The sequence below is a fragment of the Bacillus sp. RZ2MS9 genome (assembly GCF_001816185.2).
Classification (GTDB): domain Bacteria; phylum Bacillota; class Bacilli; order Bacillales; family Bacillaceae_G; genus Bacillus_A; species Bacillus_A cereus.
Genome location: NZ_CP049978.1, coordinates 4,100,871 through 4,124,156 on the forward strand (window position 1 = coordinate 4,100,871; position 23,286 = coordinate 4,124,156).

Consider the following 23,286-nt stretch of genomic DNA (forward strand, 5'->3'; position numbering starts at 1 on the left):
AATTAATTATTTACTACTTCCGATTTTCAATATGAATACGTTAGGATTATTCCTTCGTCTAGTACATGTAGCAACAACGTATATACTTCCATAGGTTTTCTTATATTGGCTTATACGTCTTGTCAAAGCAATCGAATCAAAATAAAAAGCGTGTAAATCACAATTGATTTACACGCTTTTTCTATTTCATTACTTCGCTACTTCTTCAATAATTGCAACAACTAATTCTGCTGTTTTTGCTAATTCTTCAACAGGAATCTTCTCGTTTGTTGTATGAATTTCTTCATAACCAACTGCTAAGTTAACTGTTGGGATACCATGTCCTGCAATTACGTTTGCATCACTTCCGCCACCACTTTGGTGAAGAGAAGGTGTACGACCAATTTTTTCAGCTGCACGTTTTGCAACTTCTACAACATGATCACCATCAGCAAATTTAAATCCTGGGTACATAACGTTTACTTCAACGTCTGCATGCCCGCCCATTTCTTTTGCAGTTGTTTCAAATGCTTCTTTCATTTTCGCAACTTGTGCTTCCATTTTCTCATTGATTAAAGAACGAGCTTCTGCAAAGATTTGTACATGATCGCAAACGATATTCGTTTGTGTACCACCTTCAAAACGTCCAATATTTGCAGTCGTTTCAGAGTCAATGCGACCAAGTGGCATCTTCGCAATTGCTTTCGCTGCGATAGTAATTGCAGATACACCTTTCTCCGGCGCTACACCAGCGTGAGCTGTTTTTCCGCGAATAATTGCGTTCACTTTCGCTTGTGTTGGAGCTGCAACAACGATTTCACCAACTTTTCCATCGCTATCTAATGCGTAGCCATATTTCGCTGTAATACGCTCACGGTCTAATGCTTTTGCACCAACAAGACCTGATTCTTCTCCGACTGTAATAATAAATTCAATTTTACCATGAGGGATATTTTTCTCTTTTAAAACACGGATTGCTTCGAACATTGATGCTAATCCAGCTTTATCATCCGCACCTAAAATTGTTGTACCATCTGATACGATATATCCATCTTTAATAGAAGGCTTAATTCCATTACCAGGAACTACTGTATCCATATGAGAAGTAAAGTAAATTGTATCAACACCATCTTTTGTTGCTGGTAAAGTACAAATTAAGTTACCTGCACCATGACCAGTTACAGCCATTGTGTCATCTTCAAATACTTCTACACCTAAATCTGTAAATTTCTTCGTTAATACTTTGCAGATTTCTGCTTCAAATTTCGTTTCAGAATCTACTTGTACTAATTCCATAAATTCATTTACTAAACGTTCTTGATTAATCATAAGACTGCGCCTCCTGCACTACCATTATGTATGTAACACTATTAATTATAACAGAATTTCGCAAAAGTTTCGAAATACAAGACAAAAAACAGATGGTTTACATGTCTAGATAACCATCTGCTTTCTATTACTCATTTAACAATACCCAGCGCATATGATCTTCCCACACGCCATTTACCATTAACATCTTCCTAGACACGCCTTCATATTGAAAACCTATCTTTGTTACTACTTGTATAGATGCTAAATTACGAGGCATAATCGGAGCTTCTATACGATGTAACTGAAATTCCCCAAAAGCAACTTGAATTGCTTTTCTAAGCGCTTCTGTCGTATACCCTTTGTTTAACTCTGCTTTATCTAATTTATAACTGAGTACACAAGATTGATAAATGCCACGAACGATTAAATTAAATGAAATACACCCAATTATTTTCGTATCATCACCCTTTTTAAAAATCCATAGTCTGATGATTTTCCCTTCTTCGAACTCTTTTCTATCCTTTTGCAACTTTTTCTTTTGATAATCTAGCGTAAAAAAATCATCCGGTCTATACTCTTCCCAAGCTTTTAAAAATTCACGATTTCTGTCGTAATATTGAAGAACTGTTTCAGCATACGACTCATCAATTTCCCTTAAGTATAAACGATCTGTTTCGTATATTTTCATCATCGTATCTCCATTCTTCAGCTTGCCCAACTAAAAATTAACAATATACCCTTTTACTATATTCTCTACACACTCTCAAATTTCCTGTTATATTTTGCAATCCCCTCCCGAATTTTGTCCTCACTCTCCCCTTGTCCATAATTTCATTTCTCGTTACAATGAAATTGTACTGATTTGCAAGGAGGTATAACGATGCATAAAAAAGCTCAAAAAGTTATGGTTTATGTGATGCTAATTTCTATGCTTGTAACAACATTACTTGCTGGCGCGAGTATGTTTTGGTAAAAAGGGCGATGTGTTCGTCCTTTTTTTACTTTTTACACATAACAAAATAAACCATCTCGACATCGAGATGGTTTATTTTATATAAAACACAATCGCTACAATACTAAAGGAAAATGACATTACAAGTGCTATTACAAAACTTGTATATTGTTTCTGCTGAAATGCCCCAATAACAAAAGTGAGATTAAGTAATGCCATACATACAATCGCTACAAGATAAGAACATATATTAAAAGTTGCCAATATGAATGTAATAACAAATAGAAATCCCATAAAAAACTGCATATACGAAAGTTTTGGATTCAAGTACATATGAGCAACCCCTTTATCTAATTTTATCTTTCTATACTCTCATTAACGCACGGTTATGTACACATGTCAAGACAACTTATTATAATAGAAAAAGCCAACCTTTTCGTTGGCTTTTTCATATGCAACGGCTCCTTTTTCTTTTGCCAATTGCTGAAATGATTTTTTCGATTTCACAATCCATACTTTCGTTCCAATTGGAATGCGATCAAACAAATATTCCACATCGTTTTTCTTCATTCTTATACACCCTTGTGAAATATACTTTCCAATTGAACTCGGTTGGTTTGTTCCATGTATTCCATATTTACTTCCATCAGTTCCTCTTGCATTAAATCCAATCCACCTTGACCCAAGTGGATTTTTTGGCGATCCACCTGGAATATCCTTCGCAATGTAATACGGATCCTTTGCTTTCATTACAACATCAAAATTTCCTTCTGGAGTTAATTCATTCGTTTTCCCTGTCGCTACTGGAAAAACCTTTTGAATCTTTCCATCGTCAATGTAAGCTAATTTATTCGTTGCTTTATTTACAATAATAAAAGGATCTCCGGCACGTGGATTATCCCCAAGAGGCCAAATCGGCGATAAAGAAAGACATAATATGATAGAGAGAAGATACGGCATAGATAATTCCTACCTTCTATATAAGTTCTTTTATATTATCCTTTCCCTTAAAGCGACTTTTAATGAGTAAATATTGTTCCATTTCATACACAAGTTGAACAAGTTTCGCACGTATCTCAAATTCTTCGCGTGTAGCTGGCAATGGCATGTCTCTAAATAATTCCCTCATTTCTTGAAGCTGCCTTAAGGAAATAACGCCAGTACTCTCAGGGCTAATAGCATTACCAATGTTTTCAACAACATCTGCAATCATGTCAGCTTGTTCATATGTCCACGATAAAGAAGCTGCTAGTGGTATCATTCGCTCTAAAATTTCGAATTGTTGCATACGCATATTAAAATAACGATAGTAATAATCATCTTCTCGCATAAATGCATTTTCAAGTTTTTTAAACGATAAATCTCTTGCTTCATTTAACATATTCTCGGTTTCAATGAGTTCTGCTCCACTCCAACTACTTTCTCGATTTCGTAAATACACAACCATTTCAAACAAAATCGTTTTAAAATTATTCTCTATTTTATCCTGATACTCTTTTAGCTTATTTTCACTACTCGGCATATACATATTTACTAATAACGCCACGCTAATCCCTATCGTTAATATAGCAATTTCATTTCCAACTATAAGCCATGTAATTTGCTTCAATGAATATAGATGCATAACAATAACTGAACTCGTGACAATACCTTCTTGAATTTTAAGCATTACTGCAGTCGGAATAAATGTAAGTAACAATATGCTAATTGCAAGTGGTGTATAGCCAATCGTTTCAAAAATACAAAACGCGAATGCCATTGATAATACACACGCTAGAAAACGATGTAACGACACTTGAAGTGATTTGCGCTTCGTATTTTGTACACATAAAATAACTAAAATGCCTGCTGAACTATAAAATTCTAACCCTAATAACTGAGCAATAAAAACTGCCGCACCTGTCCCTATTGCTGTTTTTACTGTACGATATCCAATTTTAAACATATCATTACTCCTATATGTATAAACGTATTTACAGCTAGTATAAAAAAAGGATGACACAATGTCATCCTTTTCTACTTATTATTCACATAACCTTTTCATATTACAATATTTTTTGTAAAAATTGTTGCGCACGTTCACTTTTCGGCGCTGCAAAAAATTCTTCTGGCGCACTATCTTCTACAAGCTTTCCTCCGTCCAAGAAAAGAACACGATCTGCCACTTCTTTTGCAAAGCCCATTTCATGTGTAACGATAGCCATCGTCATTCCTGTCGTAACTAACGATTTCATAACTTCTAACACTTCTTTCACCATCTCTGGATCTAGCGCCGATGTCGGTTCATCAAATAACATAACTTCCGGTTCCATCGCTAACGCTCTTGCAATTGCTACACGTTGCTTTTGTCCTCCCGAAAGACGATTTGGATACGTATCTTTTTTATCTACTAATCCAACCTTTTCTAAAAGTTTCTCAGCTTTCTTTTCAGCTTCTTGCTTCGTTACCCCTTTTACATTGATAGGAGCATACGTAATATTTTCTAATACAGTCATATGAGGAAATAAGTGAAAATGCTGAAATACCATACCGACATTTTCACGAACATGCATAACATTCGTTTTCGGATTCGTTACTTCTTCCGTCCCAATCCAAATGTGACCATCTGTTGGTGCTTCTAACATATTCATACAACGTAAAAATGTTGATTTTCCTGATCCAGAAGGCCCTATAATTGCGACTACTTCCCCTTTTTCAATTGTTGTTGTAATTCCTTTTAATACTTCGTTTTTACCAAATGATTTATGAAGGTTTTCAATTTTAATCACTTTTCTTCATTCTCCCTTCAATTGCCTTCCCGACTAATGTAAGAATAATGACTAACATATAATAAATCAGTCCAACAAAAAGTAATGGTTCAAGATATTTAAATGTCTCACCGCCTACAATGTAAGCACGACGCATTAAATCAGTCGCGCCTATTACTGTTACTACAGCCGATTCTTTCGTAAGTGTCGCAAATTCGTTCACAAGCGCTGGTAATATATTTTTTAATGCTTGAGGGAAAATAATATTTCTCATCATTTTTCCGTACGGTATCCCTAAAGCCATTGCTGCTTCTGTTTGTCCTTTATCAACCGCTTGAATACCAGCACGAATTACTTCTGACATGTATGCACCTGAATTCAAGCTAAATGCAAGTACAGCAGCTAAGAATGCTGGTATTTCATAACCAATTATTTGTGGGACGCCGAAATAAATAATCATTAATTGCAATACAAGGGGTGTACCACGAAAAATTGATGTATAAAAATCTGCTGCTATATTTAATGCTCGTATTCTAGCAATTTTACAAAGTGCTAATAGCGTTCCTAAAATAAATCCTGCTAAAGCTGATACTGCTACAATTTTCAAAGTAACTTCTAAACCTTTTAGTATATATGGTATCGAAGGCGTAATCGCCGAAAAATCTAAGTTCATTCTTTTCATTCCCCTCACAGAAAAGTGAAAGGCAGCTTATTTTCCGCTGCCAAACCATTTCTTCACTAATTTATCCATTTCTCCATTTTCTTGCATTTTTTTAATTACTTTATTAAATTCAGCTGTTTTATCACTGTTTTTCGGAAGGGCAATTGCTGCTCCAACTTCTTCTGGTGCTTCTTTAATTTCAATTCCTTGTAAATCTTTCATTTTCTCTAAATAATTTTTAGCAACTGTATCTTCTATAATTGCAGCGTCAAAACGACCAGCTTTAATTTCTTGTACGATTTCTGGTATACGGTCACGTCCCTCAACTTGGAAATCTACTTGTTTTTTAAATTCTGCAGCTTTCTCTTCTTGAATAGACCCTGTTTGTACCCCTACTTTTTTCCCTTTTAAATCCTCTACAGATTTAATGTTAGAATCCTTTTTAGAAACGACCATATTTTTCGCAACAAAATAAATATCTGTAAAATCAACATTATTTTTACGCTCTGCAGTTGGCGTCATACCTGCCATTACGAAATCAACTTTTCCTGAACTAAGAGATGCTAATAAACCACCAAAATCCATATCTTTCACTTTCACTTCATACCCAAGTTCTTTTCCGATATATTTAGCAACATCAACATCAAAGCCAATAATTTCATCGCTCTTTGACGCATCTACATATTCATAAGGTTTATAATCTGCTGAAGTTCCCATTACGAGTACTTTTTTATTTCCTTTTGTTTCTTTCGATTCCCCATTACTACAAGCGCTGAATATACTTACAATTAAAATAAGTGCAAACGATATTGATACTAACTTCTTCATCTTTCTTCCCCCTAATAATGTATATTTAAAAGTTTAATAGAATATTTATTCGATGTTTGTATTGTATCAGCACTTTTATTTTTATGCAATATATAAAATAAAAATAAATAATGAAACAATATAAATGCTGTTTGTTATGTATAAAATGATGCATAAAATAATACAACTATGCATATCTCAGAAATTTTAATAATAAATAAAAAAGGCGGCACATCCACTTGATTGTGGACGTGCCGCCTTTTCTCTTATTTTTTATAGTTCTTCACAATTCTCTTCGAAATATGATTGTAGTTTCGCAATAACTTGCATCGGTTCATGACCTTCAATTTCATGACGCTCTACCATCGTTACAATTTTTCCATCTTTTAATAAAGCAAATGATGGAGAAGAAGGTGGGTACCCTTCGAAATATTCACGCGCTCTTGCTGTCGCTTCTTTATCTTGACCTGCAAACACCGTTACAAGGTGGTTAGGACGTTTATCATAATGTACGGAATGCGCAGCAGCAGGACGAGCAATACCACCTGCACAACCACATACAGAGTTTACCATTACAAGTGTTGTTCCATTTCTTTTAAACGCTTCTTCTACCGCTTCCGGCGTCGTCAATTCTGTATATCCAGCAGAGACAATCTCTTCACGCGCTTGGCGGACAACATCATTCATAAAAAAGTTAAAATTAATCACTCTTTTCCCTCCTCTAAAACTACCTATTTGTATCTTACCAGTTAATGTTTATGAAATACAAGTAAGTTTACTTGTATTTAAGTATAGAAAAGGTGTTAGAGCTCTTGCTCTAACACCTTTTCTTTAATGACCACGATGTTTTTGCTTTGCTTTTTGTACTTTCATTAAACGTCTTCTTTCTTTTTCAGCTTCTCGCTTCTCTTTAGACTGCAGTTTCTTTTCTTGTTTATGCAATTCATAAGATAAACTAATCGCCTCTTGCGCCTTAGTAAAACGTTTAATAGTTGTTTCTTTTGCTGCTTGTCGTATGATACGCTTTATGTTTTTAGGACGCTGTTTTTCTTTAACTTCTACACCACATTTTGCAAAGTGTTGAAAATGCTCTAAAAGTGAACCATTCACAAACATAAGCACTTCTTCATCTGACGGTTCCGCCCCAAAAATATACCTCGCCCCATACAATTTCCCTTTTTCTTTACATGTAATGATTCCAACAAAAAATTGGCCATCGTGATATACTGTCAAATCCATTGACAGCCCCTCCTTTAAAAGATTAGAAATACGGGACATCCCGGAGGGGAAGGTTACTGACATGAAATCATGCGTCTGGACTACCAACCAGAGCTGTGTTTTTGTATTTCTTTCACTATTATTATATCTTTTTTTCCATAATCTTCATATATTCAGCAATCATTTTTTTATGCGATCCTACAATATAGTCAGGTAGTTCTGTTACTGAAAAGAATTTAAGCTGAACTGCTTCTTCTTTATTCATAACAAAATCCCCTTCGTATTCATCCGTATAATAGGCGGTTGTTACAGATTGAAATTCATCACCGTTTTCTAATTTTGTAAAGTAGTTCGCTCCAGAAAATACATTGATTAGTCGCAAGTTCTTCACTTTTATTCCTGTCTCTTCATATACTTCACGATAAGCTGTTTCTTCTGGTGATTCACTAAGCTCCATTAGCCCGCCAGGTAGCCCCCATTTTCCGTACGGCTCTGTCCGCTGCTGCAATAAAACATATCCATTTTCATTTATAACGAGTACAACAGCACCAACTAAAATTAAAGGGCGATGACCAACTATTTTTCGTAATTCTTCTACATATCCCACCGTATCGCCTCCTTTTTCGTTGTCCACACTATTGTATCATATGTTCGAAACGACAAAATGCGTATATTTTTCATTTTTTTAACAAAATATTTATTTTATGTGATTCATCTACTGTAGCTAACATAATAGATTCCACTTCTGTACTCTCCTCTAGAAATTCTCTCGCCCACGCTTCTGTTTTTCCTAATAATGCAAGAACATCTTTCTGTATCCTCCCATCCTTTACTAATACAAAAGAAACTGGAGATTTTTTTCCCGCCACTTTAAGATCAAGCCGCGAAACTGCTTCATATTCTGGATACCGAAATATAGAAACGACACCGTTTGCTTCCCATAATGCTAATTTAATCGTTTGAATATCGCTCACATTTCGCATACGAAGTTCCGAAAACAAATATTCCAAGGTAATTCTCGCCTTTTTCAAATTGCTAAAATTAATGGAACCATTGTGTATAAGAATAATAGGTGCAGGCTCTAAAAAACGTCTCCATCTATCCCATTTCAGCATTAAAACTGAGCTTATAATATGAAGTACAACAAGTATGAACGTTGTAATCATCGATCCCAGTAACCCTACTTTTTCATCAGACAATGCGTTAGAAATATTCCCACCAAGCAATAACACTAATACAACATCTAAAAAACGAAGTTGTGCGATAGACCTTTGCCCCATCGCTTTCGCAACTAATATTAAAAATATGTATGCTATAATAGCCCGAATAACCCATTCACTATTAGAAAGATGTCGTGCTCCTTCAAAAATATGCATATGCATCACTTTGCACTCCTTACCCGTCTCAAACTGCTATCCTGTTTTAGTTTGCAACGTTTATGAGCATATATGTAAAAAAGCTGGTTCGTTTAAAAACGAACCAGCTTTTTTTACTTAACTGAAAACATATATTTTTTATACGTTTTCCGTACCGATAATATGAGCCCCATCATAATCATATTTGAGAATAAGGAACTTCCCCCATACGATAAGAAAGGTAATGCAATACCTTTTACAGGCATTAATCCAACGATCATACCGATGTTTTGGAATATTTGAACTGTTAATATACCGATTGATCCAGCGCATAATAATGTACCAAATAAATTATCAGCGGAATAACCAATAATAATTGTTCGATATAGTAGTAATAGGAACAAGAAGACAACTAAGGCTGCTACGATAAATCCACCTTCTTCGGCAATTGTAGCGAAAATAAAGTCAGTATGCTTCTCTGGGATATAGACGCTTCCTCCACCGTATCCTTTACCTTCCATTCCTCCACTACCTACAGCTAAAATCGATTGCTGTGTTTGATAACCTTGATCTGCATTTTCAAATGGATTTAACCAACCTACAATACGCGACTGTTGGTGAGGTTTTAGTAAAGTAACTAACTTATTATAGAAAAAATCTGGATACTTAAAGAAAATAAATATTAAAGCAGATAATATGGTCAACGGAATAACTGTACATAATGCTATCAATTTCTTTTGAATACCTGACATAAATAGAATACATGCAATAGCAGCAGCATATAAGAACACCATACCTGTATCCGGTTGGCTATATACAACAGCCATAGGCGGAAGAGAAACTAGCATAATTTTACCTACTAATTTTAAATCCGTTTGGAATGTCCTCGCCATATACTGCGCATTATGTTTCACAGCTATGCTTGCTACTACAAGAAGCAATGCAATTTTGAAAAACTCAGACGGCTGAATTTGTCCAAGTACTGGAAAAACGAACCATCTTTTTGCACCTAATTTTTCAGGTGTGAAGGTGGAAACCGGTAGTATTTTCAAAAGAATAAGTGAACCAAACCCGGCAATATAAAGTGGCCAAGATAATTTTTGCAATTGATCTAAGTCGATGCTTGCAACAAGAAGTAACAATACAACCCCAATTATGTAGTTAACACCTTGTTTCATAGCAAAGTTTGCAGCTCCATACTGTCCCGTTTGCTGACTGCTATATATAGCAGCTATACTCGTCACACATAGTGCACACAAAATTAAAATTAATTTTACATCTAAACTTTTTAGAAACTCGGTACTTCTTTTCATGACATCCTCCTGAAACATTGTTACGGCAAAAATAAAAAACCAGGAGTCAACATTCTTCATGTTTTGACGACTGATTACACATTATCTATAAAACACTTATATAGAATAACTCTCTTTTTCATACAATACAATATATTATACTACAGTTTCATCAGTAAGATTTGCCAAAAAAATTATTCTTTTCTTATTTTATATCCATATACCATATATCAGCAATGTATTTTCGTAAATTCCTAATACATAATCGTTTATTGTAAGATTACTGGGAAAGATATTTATACATATAGTAGGATGTAGATGAAGAAATAAGATAATAAAAAGCTCGCATAAGCGAGCTTTTTATTAATATACAGATGTATTATTTTCTGACATGTTTTCTAAAATTTCTTTAACACGTCCTAAGAACTTACCACAAATTAAACCATCAAGTACTCGGTGATCAAGTGATAAACATAAGTTAACCATATCACGAGCACCGAACATACCGTTATCCATAATTACTGGGCGTTTTACAATTGATTCAACTTGTAAAATAGCTGCTTGCGGGTAATTAATAATACCCATAGATTGAACAGAACCGAATGATCCTGTGTTATTAATTGTAAATGTTCCACCTTGCATTTCGTCTGCTTTTAACGATTTCGTACGTACTTTTCCTGCAAGTTCTGTAATTTCACGAGCGATGCCTTTAATTGTTTTCTCGTCCGCTTGCTTAATTACTGGTACAAATAGTTCTTCCTCTGTTGCAACAGCGATAGAAAGGTTAATATCTTTCTTCTGAACAATTTTATCGCCAGCCCACATTGAATTAATTTGAGGATACTCTTTTAACGCTTGTGCTACTGCTTTTACGAAGAAAGCAAAGAACGTTAAGTTAAAGCCTTCACGCTTCTTAAAGTCACCTTTAATTGAGTTACGGTATGACACAAGGTTTGTCACATCTACTTCAATCATCATCCAAGCATGTGGTGCTTCGTGTTTACTACGTAACATGTTTGCTGCGATTGCTTTACGCACACCTGTTACTGGAATTTCGATATCTCCAGGCATTGTAGGTACAGAAACTGGTTTCGCAGCTTCTACTTTTTGCGCTACTGGTGCTGCTTTTGGTGCTTCTGGGCGAGCTTCTACTACTGCCGCTACAGCTTCCTCTTTCTTCGCCGCACCTGCTTGTGGGATATTTCCAGATTCCACTAGCTTTAAAATATCTTTACGAGTGATACGGCCGTTTGCTCCCGTACCTTCTACTAGATCTAAATCAACGTTATGCTCACCCGCAAGCTTTAACACAGCTGGTGAAAAACGTGGTTTTCCATCAGTTGGTTGTTTTACTTTCGGTGCTTTTTCAGACGTAGCTACTTCTGCCTTTGATTCTTCTTTTGTTTTTTCCTCAACAGCTGTTGCTGCTACTTCATCTGCGCCTTCTACTTGAATAACACAAACTACTTCACCTACAGCTAACGTATCACCTTCACCAGCGATTAACTCTTTCACAACCCCCGTGAAAGAAGATGGTACTTCAGCATTTACTTTATCAGTCATTACTTCTGCAAGCGGATCATACTTATTTACGTGATCGCCAACATTAACGAGCCATTTACTAATTGTGCCCTCTGTAACGCTCTCCCCGAGCTGAGGCATTGTAATATTTTCTACAGCCATGTATAGTCCCCCCGATTAAAATTCCGCAAGTTCACGCATTGCTTTTTCAACTTTATCTGGATTTACCATAAAGAATTTTTCCATTGTTGGTGCATATGGCATTGCTGGAACGTCTGGACCTGCAAGACGTGCGATTGGCGCATCTAAATCAAATAGACAGTTTTCAGCGATAATTGCTGCCACTTCACTCATAATGCTTCCTTCTTTATTGTCTTCTGTTACAAGAAGAACTTTACCTGTTTTAGAAGCTGCTTCAATGATTGCTTCTTTATCTAATGGATATACAGTACGTAAATCAAGAATGTGTGCAGAGATGCCATCTTGTGCTAACTTTTCAGCCGCTTGAAGAGCAAAATGAACACATAATCCGTACGTGATAACTGTAATATCATCACCTTCACGTTTTACATCTGCTTTTCCGATTGGTAATACGTAGTCATCCTCTGGTACTTCACCTTTAATTAAACGATATGCACGTTTATGTTCGAAGAATAATACTGGATCTTCATCACGAATGGCTGCTTTTAATAAGCCTTTTGCATCATATGGTGTAGAAGGGATAACGATTTTTAAACCTGGTTGGTTTGCAAACATCGCTTCTACAGATTGTGAATGATACAATGCACCGTGAACCCCCCCGCCAAATGGTGCACGGATTGTAACTGGACAAGTCCAATCATTATTAGAACGATAACGAATTTTTGCTGCCTCAGAAACAATTTGGTTTACTGCTGGCATGATGAAATCAGCAAACTGCATTTCAGCGATTGGACGCATACCATACATTGCTGCACCAATTGCTACCCCAGCAATTGCAGATTCTGCAAGCGGTGCATCAAGCGCACGATCTTCACCAAATTGATCATACAAACCGTGTGTCGCTTTAAACACGCCACCTTTTTTACCAACATCTTCTCCTAAAACGAATACTTTCTCATCGCGTTCCATTTCTTCGCGCATTGCTAATGTAATAGCATCAATATAAGACATTACAGCCATGAAACGTTCCCCCCTATTCTGCGTATACGTGCTTCAATGCATCTTCAGGTGCTGCATACGGAGCATTTTCTGCATATTCTGTTGCTTCATTTACGATATGCATAATTTCGTCTAACATTTGTTTTTCGGATTCCTCAGTTAACACACCAGCTTCTTTTAAATAAGCTGCGAATGTTATAATTGAATCTTTTTTCTTTGCTTCTTCTACTTCTTCTTTATCACGATAAACACGATCATCATCGTCACTAGAATGTGCTGTTAAACGATATGATACTGTTTCAATTAAAGTTGGTCCTTCACCACGACGACCGCGATCTGCTGCTTCTTTTACAGCTTTATATACTGCAAGTGGATCGTTTCCGTCTATTGTATATCCAGGCATACCGTAACCAATCGCACGATCTGATACGTTTTTACATGCTAATTGTTTTTCAACTGGAATAGAGATTGCATATTTGTTATTTTCACACATAAAAATAACAGGTAGTTTGTGTACACCAGCAAAGTTTGCCCCTTCATGGAAGTCACCTTGGTTTGAAGAGCCTTCTCCAAATGTAACGAACGTTACTAAATCTTTCTTCTCCATTTTTCCAGCTAGTGCAATACCAACTGCATGTGGTACTTGTGTTGTTACTGGAGATGAACCTGTAACAATACGATTTTTCTTTTGACCGAAGTGACCAGGCATTTGACGACCACCAGAGTTTGGATCTCCAGCTTTCGCAAAAGCAGACAACATAAGCTCTTTAGCTGTCATACCAAATGCTAGTACAACACCCATATCACGGTAGTATGGTAATGCATAATCTTTCTCTCTATCAAGAGCGAACGCCGCTCCAACTTGTGCAGCCTCTTGTCCTTGACAAGAAATTACGAATGGAATTTTACCAGCGCGGTTTAATAACCACATACGTTCGTCAATTTTACGTGCAAGTAACATCGTACGGAACATTTCTAATACTTGCTCATCACTTAAGCCAAGCTCTTCATGGCGCTTTTCTTTTACTTCTGCCATTTTTCATAACCTCCTAAATCCACATTTTTATGCGTGTAACGCTCTTCCATCTACAGCAAGTGCTGCTTCACCAATCGCCTCAGATAATGATGGATGCGGATGAATTGTATGTGCTACTTCCCAAGGTGTTGCATCAAGTACTCTTGCAAGACCCGCTTCAGAAATCATATCTGTTACATGTGGTCCAATCATATGAACACCAAGAATGTCATTTGTCTCTTCATCAACTACAAGTTTTACGAAACCATCTGATTCTCCGTATACAAGTGCTTTTCCGATTGCGCGGAATGAGAACTTACCTACTTTTAACTTATAGCCTTTTTCTTTCGCTTCTTGTTCTGTTAAACCGACAGAAGCAACTTCTGGACTGCTATATACGCATTTTGATACCATAGAGTAATCAATTGGTGTAACTTCTTTCCCTGCAATATGTTCTACTGCAGCAATTCCTTCATGAGAAGCAACGTGAGCAAGTTGCAGGCCACCGATTACATCTCCAATTGCGTAAATATGCGATTCTTTCGTTTGATAAAACTCATTTGTTTGAATGTATCCTTTTTCCACAACGATATCTGTGTTCTCTAAGCCAATATTTTGCGTATTCGCTTGTCTTCCTACAGATACAAGCATTTTTTCTGCTTTAAATTCTTTATTTTCACCATTGTGTTCAGCTTGGATTGTTACTCCATTATCTTTTACCAATGTTTCTGGTAATACTTTTGCACCAGTTACCACTTTAATACCTTTTTTCTTGAATAGACGTTGCATTTCTTTTGAAACGTCTTGATCTTCTAGTGGTAATATTGTTTTTGCATACTCTAATACTGTAACTTCTACACCGAAGTCAGCAAGCATAGATGCCCACTCAATACCGATTACACCGCCACCAACGATAATAATCGAACTAGGAAGCGTTTCCATTTTTAGGGCATGATCTGAAGACATTACGTACTCTCCGTCTAATTCTAAACCTGGTAATGAATTTGGACGAGAACCTGTTGCAATAAGTACATTTTTTGGAATTAACATTTCATTCTCTTCTCCACTTGCAAGTTCAACTGAAATTGTCCCTGGCATCGGAGAGAAAATAGATGGGCCAAGAATACGGCCAATACCTTCAAACACATCAATTTTACCTTGTTTCATTAAGTGTTGAACGCCTTTATGAAGCTGCGTTACAATCTTCTCTTTACGCTCTTGTACTTTCGCAAAGTTTAGTTCTACATTGCTTGCAATAACTCCGAACTCTTCGCTTTTTTTAGCAGTTGCATATACTTCCGCACTACGTAAAAGAGCTTTACTAGGGATACATCCTTTGTGTAAACAAGTACCACCAAGATTTTCTTTTTCGACTAGTGCAGTTTTTAACCCTAGTTGTGATGCACGAATTGCAGCAACATATCCACCAGTACCGCCGCCAACGATGACTAAATCATATTCTTTTGCCATTATCTCAACCCCTAGCTACCGTTTCTTTTTCACGTACAACATATTCTTTTGGAGCTTCTTCTTCACGTAATACACGAAGTGCTCCTTCTGCTAACGCTTCTAACTCATCTTCGCCTGGATGTACGATAACATCTGCAATCCAGTCCACTCGCTCTTTTATTTCATCGACAAGAATTTTACTGTATGCCAGTCCACCAGTTAATACGATTGCATCGATTTTCCCGTGAAGTACAGCGCTAGCTCCGCCAATCTCTTTTGCAACTTGATATGCCATTGCTTTATAAATAAGAGTTGCTTCAGGATCACCTTTTTCAACCATTTTCTCTACTTTAATCGCATCATTTGTACCGATTAAACTTACAAGTCCACCTTGTCCGACAAGCTTTTTAATCATTTCATCTCGGTAATACTCACCAGAGAAACACATTTCTACTAGTTGCCCTACTGGTACTGTACCAGCACGCTCTGGACTAAATGGTCCTTCTCCGTTTAAACCGTTATTCACATCGATTACTCTTCCTTTTTTATGAGCACCAACTGTAATACCACCGCCCATATGTGTAACTAATAAATTTAAATCCTCATATTTGTGGTTTAACTGTTCGGCTACTTTACGAGCAACTGCTTTTTGATTTAATGCATGGAAGATACTTTTACGTTCCATACCAGCAATACCACTTATACGAGCAACTGGCTCCATCTCATCTACAACGACAGGATCCACAATAAATGCAGGAATGTTTAATCCAGAAGCAATTTCATATGCTAAAATGCCTCCAAGGTTTGAAGCGTGATGACCGCTAAACCCATTTTTTAAATCTTCTAACATCGCATCGTTTACTGTATACGTACCGCCTTCGATTGGACGAAGTAATCCACCACGTCCACAAACAGCGTTTAATTTTGAAATGTTAATACCATGAGAATGTAGAACTTCTAAAATCGTTTCTTTTCGAAACTCATATTGGTCGATAATTCGCTTGTATTTCCCAATCTGTTCTACGTCATGACGAATCGTTTCTTCTAAAACGGGTCTTTCATTATCAAAAACACCAATTTTTGTGGATGTACTACCTGGGTTAATAACAAGAATTCGATTTACAGACAATGTTGCTACCTCCACTAATAAATTCAAAAGGAAGTGGAAACCTCATAAGAGGTAACCACGCCTTTTGTAAAAGTTATATATGAATGATTAGCGACGGCTAATAATATCGTGACCGTTGCGTAAGTAAGTGCTACGAGAATTTTTCAAGCTTGCAATGCGCTCTTCAGCTAGACGATCTGCCGCTACATAAGTTGCTATGCCATCGCGTTTTGAAATTTCGATTACTTTTGCAATTGTGTCATAAATAGACTCAACACGTTTTAGTGCACGTTCTCTATTGTATCCATATAATTCGTCTGCTACGTTAATTACGCCACCTGCATTAATTACATAATCTGGTGCGTATACAATACCCATTTCATGAATGATGTCACCGTGACGATTTTCTTTTAATTGGTTATTTGCAGAACCTGCGATTACTTTTGCTTTAAGTTGTGGAATAGTTTCATCATTAACTGTTGCGCCTAATGCACATGGTGCGTAAATATCGCATTCAACACCGTAAATTTCATTTGGTTCAACTGCTGATGCACCGAATTCTTCTACAGCACGTTGTACAGCTTCTTTATTAATATCTGTAACGATTAATTTTGCTCCTTCAGCGTGTAAATGTTTGCATAGGTGATATGCTACGTTACCAACGCCTTGAACAGCAATTACTTTTCCTTCTAAATTGTCAGTACCGAAAGCTTCTTTTGCAGCTGCTTTCATACCACGGTAAACACCGTATGCAGTTACTGGAGATGGGTTACCAGAAGAACCGAATGATGGTGAGATACCTGTTACAAAGTCAGTTTCTTCATGAATAATATCCATATCATCTACTGTTGTACCAACATCTTCAGCTGTAATGTAACGTCCGTTTAGTCCTTGGATATAACGTCCTAGTGCACGGAACATTGCTTCGCTCTTATCTTTACGAGGATCACCGATAATTACTGTTTTCGCACCACCTAAGTTTAAACCAGCTGCTGCGTTTTTGTATGTCATCCCTTTTGCAAGACGCAATGCATCTTCAATCGCCGCTTCTTCAGAATCATATGTCCACATTCTTGTTCCACCAAGAGCCGGTCCAAGTGTTGTATCATGAATTGCAATAATTGCTTTTAAACCAGATTCTTTATCTTGACAAAATACTACTTGCTCATAATCATATTTTTCTAAGTATTCGAAGATTTCTAATGTCATTGTCGTTTCCCCCTAATGTTTTACCCTTTTTGGTTTATTTTGAAGCAGTCGCAACTGCCAATGCTAATGAATATACTTTTGTTTCTGCTGAATCAGCACGAGATGTTAAAACAATCGGTGCTTTTGCGCCAGCAATCATTGCTCCTACTTTTGCATCCGCAAAGTATACGAGTGATTTATATAGCACATTTCCAGCTTCAATCGTTGGGACGAGTAAAATATCTGCCTTACCTGCTACATCACTTACTATGCCTTTATGCTCTGCTGCAATTTGTGATACTGCATTATCTAAAGCAAGTGGTCCATCAACGATACAATCTTTAATTTGTCCGCGGCGATTCATTTGTGTTAACATCGCTGCATCAATTGTCGCCTGCATCGCTGGATTCACAACTTCTACTGCTGCGATTGGTGCCACTTTGGGCAAGTCGATTCCTATTGCCTGGGCAACTTCTACAGTATTTTGTATAATAGCAGCTTTTTGTGTTACGTCAGGTGCGATGTTCATCGCTGCATCTGTAACGAAAATAAGACGGTCGTAATTTTGAACTTCAAATGCTGCTACATGTGAAAGTACGCTACCTTTACGTAGGCCCCACTCTTTGTTTAACACAGCCTTCAAAATATTCGCTGTTGGGATGTTCCCCTTCATAAGCACATCTGCTTCACCATTTCTCACAGCTTTAACAGAAAGTTCTGCAGCTTCAGCACTAGACATTGCTGCAATCACTTCAACATGTTCTGAAGTTTGTAAACCATGTTCTTGTAGCATCCCCATTATTTTTTCTTGATTTCCATATAGACGAAATTGAGCTAGCTGTAATTTAATTGCTTTCGCTACAGCTTCAATTACTTCATGATCTTCAGCTACTGCTACAGCCACAGTTTTTTTAGGCTTTCCTGCTGCTTGATCAATTAAGTATTCTAACTTCATATTTTGTAATCAACCCTTTCCGTCGTCCCTCGTCTATTTATAAAGCAAATACCGTGCCAACTTTTAAAAGTGGTCTTACCAATAATGAAAACGCATTCAAAATGCAGTAAAATCAATACTTTGGAAAATAACGAAAGATTCTGTCTTATTTTGTCGCTTTTTGTATACCATGCAATAAATTGCACGGTACGCAATTTATTGCATGCTATTTTTTGCATGGTCATACTTTTCTAGCTTGTAATATAAATTTCGAACGGAAATTCCTAACGCTTTTGCAGTTTGTGTTTTATTCCCCTCAAATCTCTCCAAATATTCATAAATAATATTCCCTTCAAACTCTGTCACTAAATGTTCAAGTGGCTTTTCTTCTAATTCAGGTAATAAATGAGATTGCTTTGACTCCACCTGCTCTTCGTTATGTAATGGCGGTAAATGGTGTACATCAATATAGGTCTCGTTATAATTCATAAAGATAATAGCTCTCCCCAGAATATTTTCAAGTTCCCTCACATTCCCTGGCCATTCGTATGATTGTAAATATAAAACGGCTGAATCAGTGAGCCCTTCTACATTACGACCGTAATCTTGATTAATTTTTTGAATCAATCTGTCCGCAATTGTCGGTATATCTCCTTTACGTTGACGAAGAGATGGAATTTGAATTGGGATTTTATTTAATCGATAATATAAATCTTCCCTAAACTTCCCTTCTAGAATAGCCTTTTCTAAATTCACATGTGTCGCTGCAATTACTCGAACATTAATAGGTATCGCTTTCGTTCCACCAACTTTTACAATTTCTTTTTCCTGCAATACACGAAGGAGTTTCGCTTGTGTATTTGCAGACAACTCCCCTATTTCATCTAAAAAAATACTACCGTTATTCGCTTCCTCAAAGAACCCACGTTTCCCGCCTCTTTTCGCTCCAGAAAACGCCCCTTCCTCATAACCAAATAATTCACTTTCTAACAACGTCTCCGAAATGGCCGCACAGTTTACACGGACGAACTTATTGTATTTTCGATTACTTCCATTATGGATTGCATGTGCAAACAATTCTTTACCAGTCCCAGATTCCCCGCGTAACAGTACTGTTGCTGGTGTATTCGCTCCTAGCTTCGCCTGTTCGATAGCTGCCGTTGTTTCATCTGAATTTCCGACAATATCATCAAATGAATATTTCGCTTCTAATGTGCGAATAATTTGCCTTGCTCTATTCAATTCATTTGTTAATTTTTGAATTTCCGACACGTCACGGATAACACCGACGCTTCCTTTCAATATTCCATCCACAATAACTGGTGCTACGTTTACAATTACATCTCGCTTTTTTTGCCCAATCTTCATATGTATTCCGCGCACCGCACGACGCGTTCGAAGTACTTTCATATGCATACTTTCGCCTTCTACAATATCAGTTGTAGCAGGCTTCCCAATAATATCTTCTTCTGTTAAACCCGTTAATTTCGTATATGCTGGGTTAATGACTAAACCTCTTCCTTTTTCATCCACAACCGAAATCGCTTCTTCAGATGAGTTAATAATTGCCTCTAATAGTGTTTGAATTTCTTTTAAGTCTGTAACTTCTTCCGCAAGATCTACAACTTCTGTTATATCTTTAAAAATTGCAAATGCCCCTTGTACCTCTCCTCCTTCTTTTAATATTGGAATACGCGTTGTAATAATTTTCTTTCCATTCTCTAATGTCAGTTCATAATTTACTTCTATTTGTTTCGTACGTATAATGCGAAGTAATTTACTAGTTGGAATGACTTCTAAAATATACTTTCCTATCGCCTCTTCTTTTTTATATCCGATAATACGCTCTGCACTTTTATTAAAAAGACGAACTTGTCCCTCTCGATCAATTACAATCATGCCGTCATGTGTAGAATTTAAAATTAATTCTCCTTGTTGCGTCTGTTCCTCTAACCGCCCAATTAGCCCTTCCTTCTCATGCGCTAATCCTGTAACAATTTTTGCGATATCACCTGGTATAAGAAGAGTGTCTTTTTTCTTTTTTTCTAATAAAACTTTATGTACATCATCTTCACCTGTCATATCAAATATTACATCGATATGCATAGAAAGAAATGGAGTTACACTTTCTCCAATTGCAATCCCGTATTCCTTAGCAATTTGTATTCCTTTTGCCAACGGATTTATATCAATAATCCCTATAATTTGAAATATATTCGAACTTTGTAACAGATTCAGCAGCGCGCTCCCGCCTTCACCTGCACCAACAATTAATACTTTTTGTTTCATATATTACACTTCCTCTCGAAGTAACTCTGCAAATTTTTTCACACCCTTATCTTACTCGTTCAGCACCCTCTTGACAAACCCCCTTTCCGTATAACATCATTAAAATATACGAAATAATCTGAAAAGGAGCGTTATGTATGCAGCGTTACGTTGCTCTACTATTAGCACTCATCCCTATTTCATTAGCTGTGTTTGGTATAAAGTTAATGAGAGATACTGTATTCGGGATTCTATTTCCACCAATTTCTATACTGTGGTTACAATTTTTAATCGGCGCTCTCTGCTTCGCGCTCGGGTTTTATATCTTTGGTGGCTTCGTCTTGCACCGAGATCGCAAACGAAATAAAGTACAAGCTCGCTTTAGAAGATAGGAATACCCCACTATTTATAAATAAAAAAATGAGACCGTTACACGCGGTCTCATTTTTTTATTGGCAATAACGTTCTTGCCGTTTCAGGGTAATCAGTAATAATCGCCGATATATTCATATCAAAATATTTACGCATAAGCGTTTCTTCATTAATTGTATAAGGGCGAACTTCTACACCACTTTCCATCGTTAGTTCGGCAATAGCATCTTGAAGATAACGATAATTCGGATGTACTGCTGTAGCCCCCATTTTTTTCGCGTATGCCCACGGACTATGCAAACCTTCGCGATATAAAATTGCTGTTTGAATATCAGGAGCCATCATATGGCACCGTTTCATACTGTAGTGATTAAACGAAGAAAATATAACACGATCCTCTAGACTAAATTTCCGTACAAGCGTTATAACTTCTTCCTCTAAACCTCTGTATGGAATTTTATTATTTTTAAGTTCAATATTAAGTAGCAAACTCGTTTGTTCAAGCCATTCTAATACCTCTTCTAAAATTGGTATTTTACAAAAACCTACTTTATCACCAAATTTATAACTTGCATCTAACTTGCATAAGTCCTCATATACATAATTCCGAACCGCACCTTTTCCATTTGTTGTCCGGTCCACCGTTTCATCGTGAATGACGACAACTTTTCCATCTTTCGTTAATTGAACATCAAGTTCAATTCCATCCGCTCTAAAAGACTCAGCTGCTTCAAATGAAATCATTGTATTTTCTGGGTACGTTCCAGCCGCACCACGATGTGCAAATATAAGAGTCATCCTCACTCCCCCAATCTTATGCTATACTATACGAAAAAGGAGGTACTTCTATGAGACCATTACAAATCTCTCCAGATACTGCAGTCCGCTTATCAAAAGCACTAGGTGTTCCACTTGAACAACTCATGCATATGCCGCAGCACATTTTAATTCAAAAACTAGTTGAATTAGAAAAACAAAATAAAGACGAAGAATAATACAGTCCTGTTTTTTGCAGGACTTTTTATTATTTTCTATTATATCACGGATGCCTTTCCTACTAAAATCCTTTAACAGATATACTACGATGTGATTTAGCCGTTCCTTCATCATTTAATAATGAATCACATCTTTTCTTTTTTGTTACACGTCATAAAGAAAGCAGACCATTTATTTATAAGTCCCCATTGCGTCCTAAAAACACGATCATAAAAAACTAGAAGCCCTTTATATTGTTTTTTATTGAACGTGCGGAGCATCCCCTGATTCGTATAGTTCTTTCGCTTTTTCCTCCCCGAATGTAGTTAAAATATAATGTTGCTCTTCTAACGCATCCATTGCTCTAGTTGCTTTACAAACGCTATCTTCTTGAGCATCTGAGAAATAATTGTGATCTTCTACAATTTTACTAAAATCTTTTTTCGCCCATCTATCAGCAATTGCTAAAAGTTCATTTTTCTTCGCAAAGCTACTCTTATTTATAATTTCTTTTAATTTTTTAGTATTACTTTGAATCATTGGGATAGAGCCCGATTTTCGTTCTGCCACCACTTTTTGATGAGTCATGCGATGCATCGCTGTAATGACTTCGCTTTCAGTAGAATTTTCAGTAACATACACATCAACAAAGACCCCATCTACCTCTCTACCTACTATTGTTTGGTCTTCTTTTTTATCTATTTGAGCACTCACTTCTTTATCTACGGGATTATCTGCAAGTTCTAACATTCCAAATGTAACTGCAATAGCAAGAACTCCCATAGCTGCTACTATTCCTAGCCAAGTTGAAATTTTATTTTCCATTCCCCTTCTCCCTATCTATATCTATTTTATTGCCTTATAAAAACTCACTTACATGTAATATTACTAAAAATAGGTTTTATTTTCCATACTATCAAATAATCTCTTTTTCTCAACAAAATAAAAAGACCAACGAATTATAACATTCATTGGTCTTTAAATAAAAAGTTCA

General features: G+C 36.5%; 26 protein-coding genes. 3 read left to right on the top strand and 23 right to left on the bottom strand.

The window, feature by feature from the left end:
• Positions 1-189 precede the first annotated feature (189 nt).
• On the bottom strand, positions 190-1,308 hold the full coding sequence (locus BHV55_RS20795; RefSeq protein ID WP_000609803.1) for a tripeptidase T: 1,119 nt from the start codon (positions 1,306-1,308) through the stop codon (positions 190-192).
• 127 nt (positions 1,309-1,435) lie between these two features.
• A complete protein-coding gene (locus tag BHV55_RS20800) occupies positions 1,436-1,981 on the bottom strand; it encodes a GNAT family N-acetyltransferase (RefSeq protein ID WP_001987197.1) in 546 nt (181 codons plus the stop codon).
• 189 nt (positions 1,982-2,170) lie between these two features.
• Here BHV55_RS20800 and prli42 point away from each other — a divergent pair, with 189 nt between their 5' ends.
• The gene (prli42, locus tag BHV55_RS20805; protein WP_000549040.1) at positions 2,171-2,263 is read left to right on the top strand and encodes a stressosome-associated protein Prli42; all 93 of its coding nucleotides are present in this window, start codon (positions 2,171-2,173) and stop codon (positions 2,261-2,263) included.
• Between the two features lie 72 nt (positions 2,264-2,335).
• Here the strand turns inward: prli42 and BHV55_RS20810 are convergent, their stop codons facing one another.
• From BHV55_RS20810 to BHV55_RS20900, 19 genes are all read right to left on the bottom strand, one after another.
• Positions 2,336-2,575 (bottom strand): DUF3894 domain-containing protein, encoded by a 240-nt coding sequence (locus tag BHV55_RS20810; protein WP_000281167.1) that lies wholly within the window; start codon positions 2,573-2,575, stop codon positions 2,336-2,338.
• A 66-nt stretch (positions 2,576-2,641) separates the two neighbouring features.
• The gene (locus tag BHV55_RS20815; RefSeq protein ID WP_001146563.1) at positions 2,642-3,202 is read right to left on the bottom strand and encodes a L,D-transpeptidase; all 561 of its coding nucleotides are present in this window, start codon (positions 3,200-3,202) and stop codon (positions 2,642-2,644) included.
• A 16-nt stretch (positions 3,203-3,218) separates the two neighbouring features.
• On the bottom strand, positions 3,219-4,187 hold the full coding sequence (locus BHV55_RS20820) for an aromatic acid exporter family protein (RefSeq protein WP_000472665.1): 969 nt from the start codon (positions 4,185-4,187) through the stop codon (positions 3,219-3,221).
• Between the two features lie 100 nt (positions 4,188-4,287).
• The gene (locus BHV55_RS20825) at positions 4,288-5,010 is read right to left on the bottom strand and encodes an amino acid ABC transporter ATP-binding protein (protein ID WP_000590202.1); all 723 of its coding nucleotides are present in this window, start codon (positions 5,008-5,010) and stop codon (positions 4,288-4,290) included.
• The gene (locus BHV55_RS20830; RefSeq protein WP_001046915.1) at positions 5,003-5,662 is read right to left on the bottom strand and encodes an amino acid ABC transporter permease; all 660 of its coding nucleotides are present in this window, start codon (positions 5,660-5,662) and stop codon (positions 5,003-5,005) included. Before BHV55_RS20830 ends, BHV55_RS20825 begins: the two co-directional genes overlap by 8 nt.
• Positions 5,663-5,698: 36 nt before the next feature.
• Entirely contained in the window at positions 5,699-6,478 is a 780-nt protein-coding gene (locus BHV55_RS20835; protein ID WP_000737673.1) for a transporter substrate-binding domain-containing protein, read from the bottom strand.
• Positions 6,479-6,730: 252 nt separating this feature from the next.
• On the bottom strand, positions 6,731-7,144 hold the full coding sequence (locus tag BHV55_RS20840; protein WP_001979317.1) for a BrxA/BrxB family bacilliredoxin: 414 nt from the start codon (positions 7,142-7,144) through the stop codon (positions 6,731-6,733).
• Positions 7,145-7,288: 144 nt separating this feature from the next.
• Entirely contained in the window at positions 7,289-7,696 is a 408-nt protein-coding gene (locus BHV55_RS20845) for a YjdF family protein (RefSeq protein WP_000366585.1), read from the bottom strand.
• 121 nt (positions 7,697-7,817) lie between these two features.
• A complete protein-coding gene (locus tag BHV55_RS20850) occupies positions 7,818-8,282 on the bottom strand; it encodes an NUDIX hydrolase (protein ID WP_000542555.1) in 465 nt (154 codons plus the stop codon).
• 70 nt (positions 8,283-8,352) lie between these two features.
• On the bottom strand, positions 8,353-9,057 hold the full coding sequence (locus BHV55_RS20855; protein WP_000550964.1) for a DUF421 domain-containing protein: 705 nt from the start codon (positions 9,055-9,057) through the stop codon (positions 8,353-8,355).
• Between the two features lie 107 nt (positions 9,058-9,164).
• Positions 9,165-10,343 carry an FtsW/RodA/SpoVE family cell cycle protein gene (locus BHV55_RS20860; RefSeq protein WP_000831182.1) on the bottom strand — a complete coding sequence of 393 codons (1,179 nt, stop codon included), beginning with the start codon at positions 10,341-10,343 and terminating at the stop codon, positions 9,165-9,167.
• Positions 10,344-10,685: 342 nt separating this feature from the next.
• The gene (locus BHV55_RS20865) at positions 10,686-12,005 is read right to left on the bottom strand and encodes a dihydrolipoamide acetyltransferase family protein (RefSeq protein ID WP_000257681.1); all 1,320 of its coding nucleotides are present in this window, start codon (positions 12,003-12,005) and stop codon (positions 10,686-10,688) included.
• A gap of 15 nt (positions 12,006-12,020) precedes the next feature.
• Entirely contained in the window at positions 12,021-13,004 is a 984-nt protein-coding gene (gene bfmBAB, locus BHV55_RS20870; RefSeq protein WP_000290071.1) for a 3-methyl-2-oxobutanoate dehydrogenase subunit beta, read from the bottom strand.
• A 13-nt stretch (positions 13,005-13,017) separates the two neighbouring features.
• On the bottom strand, positions 13,018-14,019 hold the full coding sequence (gene bfmBAA, locus BHV55_RS20875; RefSeq protein WP_000852551.1) for a 3-methyl-2-oxobutanoate dehydrogenase subunit alpha: 1,002 nt from the start codon (positions 14,017-14,019) through the stop codon (positions 13,018-13,020).
• Between the two features lie 27 nt (positions 14,020-14,046).
• Positions 14,047-15,468, bottom strand: coding sequence for a dihydrolipoyl dehydrogenase (gene lpdA / locus BHV55_RS20880; RefSeq protein ID WP_001051289.1), 1,422 nt, complete (start codon positions 15,466-15,468; stop codon positions 14,047-14,049).
• 4 nt (positions 15,469-15,472) lie between these two features.
• Entirely contained in the window at positions 15,473-16,576 is a 1,104-nt protein-coding gene (gene buk / locus BHV55_RS20885) for a butyrate kinase (protein WP_000115780.1), read from the bottom strand.
• 87 nt (positions 16,577-16,663) lie between these two features.
• Positions 16,664-17,764, bottom strand: a complete 1,101-nt coding sequence (locus BHV55_RS20890; RefSeq protein ID WP_000171357.1) for a leucine dehydrogenase — start codon at positions 17,762-17,764, stop codon at positions 16,664-16,666.
• A gap of 34 nt (positions 17,765-17,798) precedes the next feature.
• Positions 17,799-18,698, bottom strand: coding sequence for a phosphate butyryltransferase (gene yqiS / locus BHV55_RS20895; RefSeq protein ID WP_000764670.1), 900 nt, complete (start codon positions 18,696-18,698; stop codon positions 17,799-17,801).
• Positions 18,699-18,893: 195 nt separating this feature from the next.
• The gene (locus BHV55_RS20900) at positions 18,894-20,966 is read right to left on the bottom strand and encodes a sigma-54 interaction domain-containing protein (protein ID WP_070756946.1); all 2,073 of its coding nucleotides are present in this window, start codon (positions 20,964-20,966) and stop codon (positions 18,894-18,896) included.
• Between the two features lie 137 nt (positions 20,967-21,103).
• On the opposite strand from BHV55_RS20900, the gene BHV55_RS20905 reads away from it, so the two are divergent.
• The gene (locus BHV55_RS20905; protein WP_001190210.1) at positions 21,104-21,337 is read left to right on the top strand and encodes a DUF2627 domain-containing protein; all 234 of its coding nucleotides are present in this window, start codon (positions 21,104-21,106) and stop codon (positions 21,335-21,337) included.
• A gap of 49 nt (positions 21,338-21,386) precedes the next feature.
• Here BHV55_RS20905 and BHV55_RS20910 read toward each other — a convergent pair whose 3' ends face one another.
• A complete protein-coding gene (locus BHV55_RS20910; protein WP_000172572.1) occupies positions 21,387-22,115 on the bottom strand; it encodes a glycerophosphodiester phosphodiesterase in 729 nt (242 codons plus the stop codon).
• A gap of 50 nt (positions 22,116-22,165) precedes the next feature.
• On the opposite strand from BHV55_RS20910, the gene BHV55_RS20915 reads away from it, so the two are divergent.
• Positions 22,166-22,312 carry a YycC family protein gene (locus BHV55_RS20915; RefSeq protein WP_001247671.1) on the top strand — a complete coding sequence of 49 codons (147 nt, stop codon included), beginning with the start codon at positions 22,166-22,168 and terminating at the stop codon, positions 22,310-22,312.
• 241 nt (positions 22,313-22,553) lie between these two features.
• On the opposite strand, the gene BHV55_RS20920 is transcribed toward BHV55_RS20915, so the two are convergent.
• Entirely contained in the window at positions 22,554-23,117 is a 564-nt protein-coding gene (locus BHV55_RS20920) for a PRK06770 family protein (protein ID WP_000428232.1), read from the bottom strand.
• Positions 23,118-23,286: the final 169 nt, after the last annotated feature.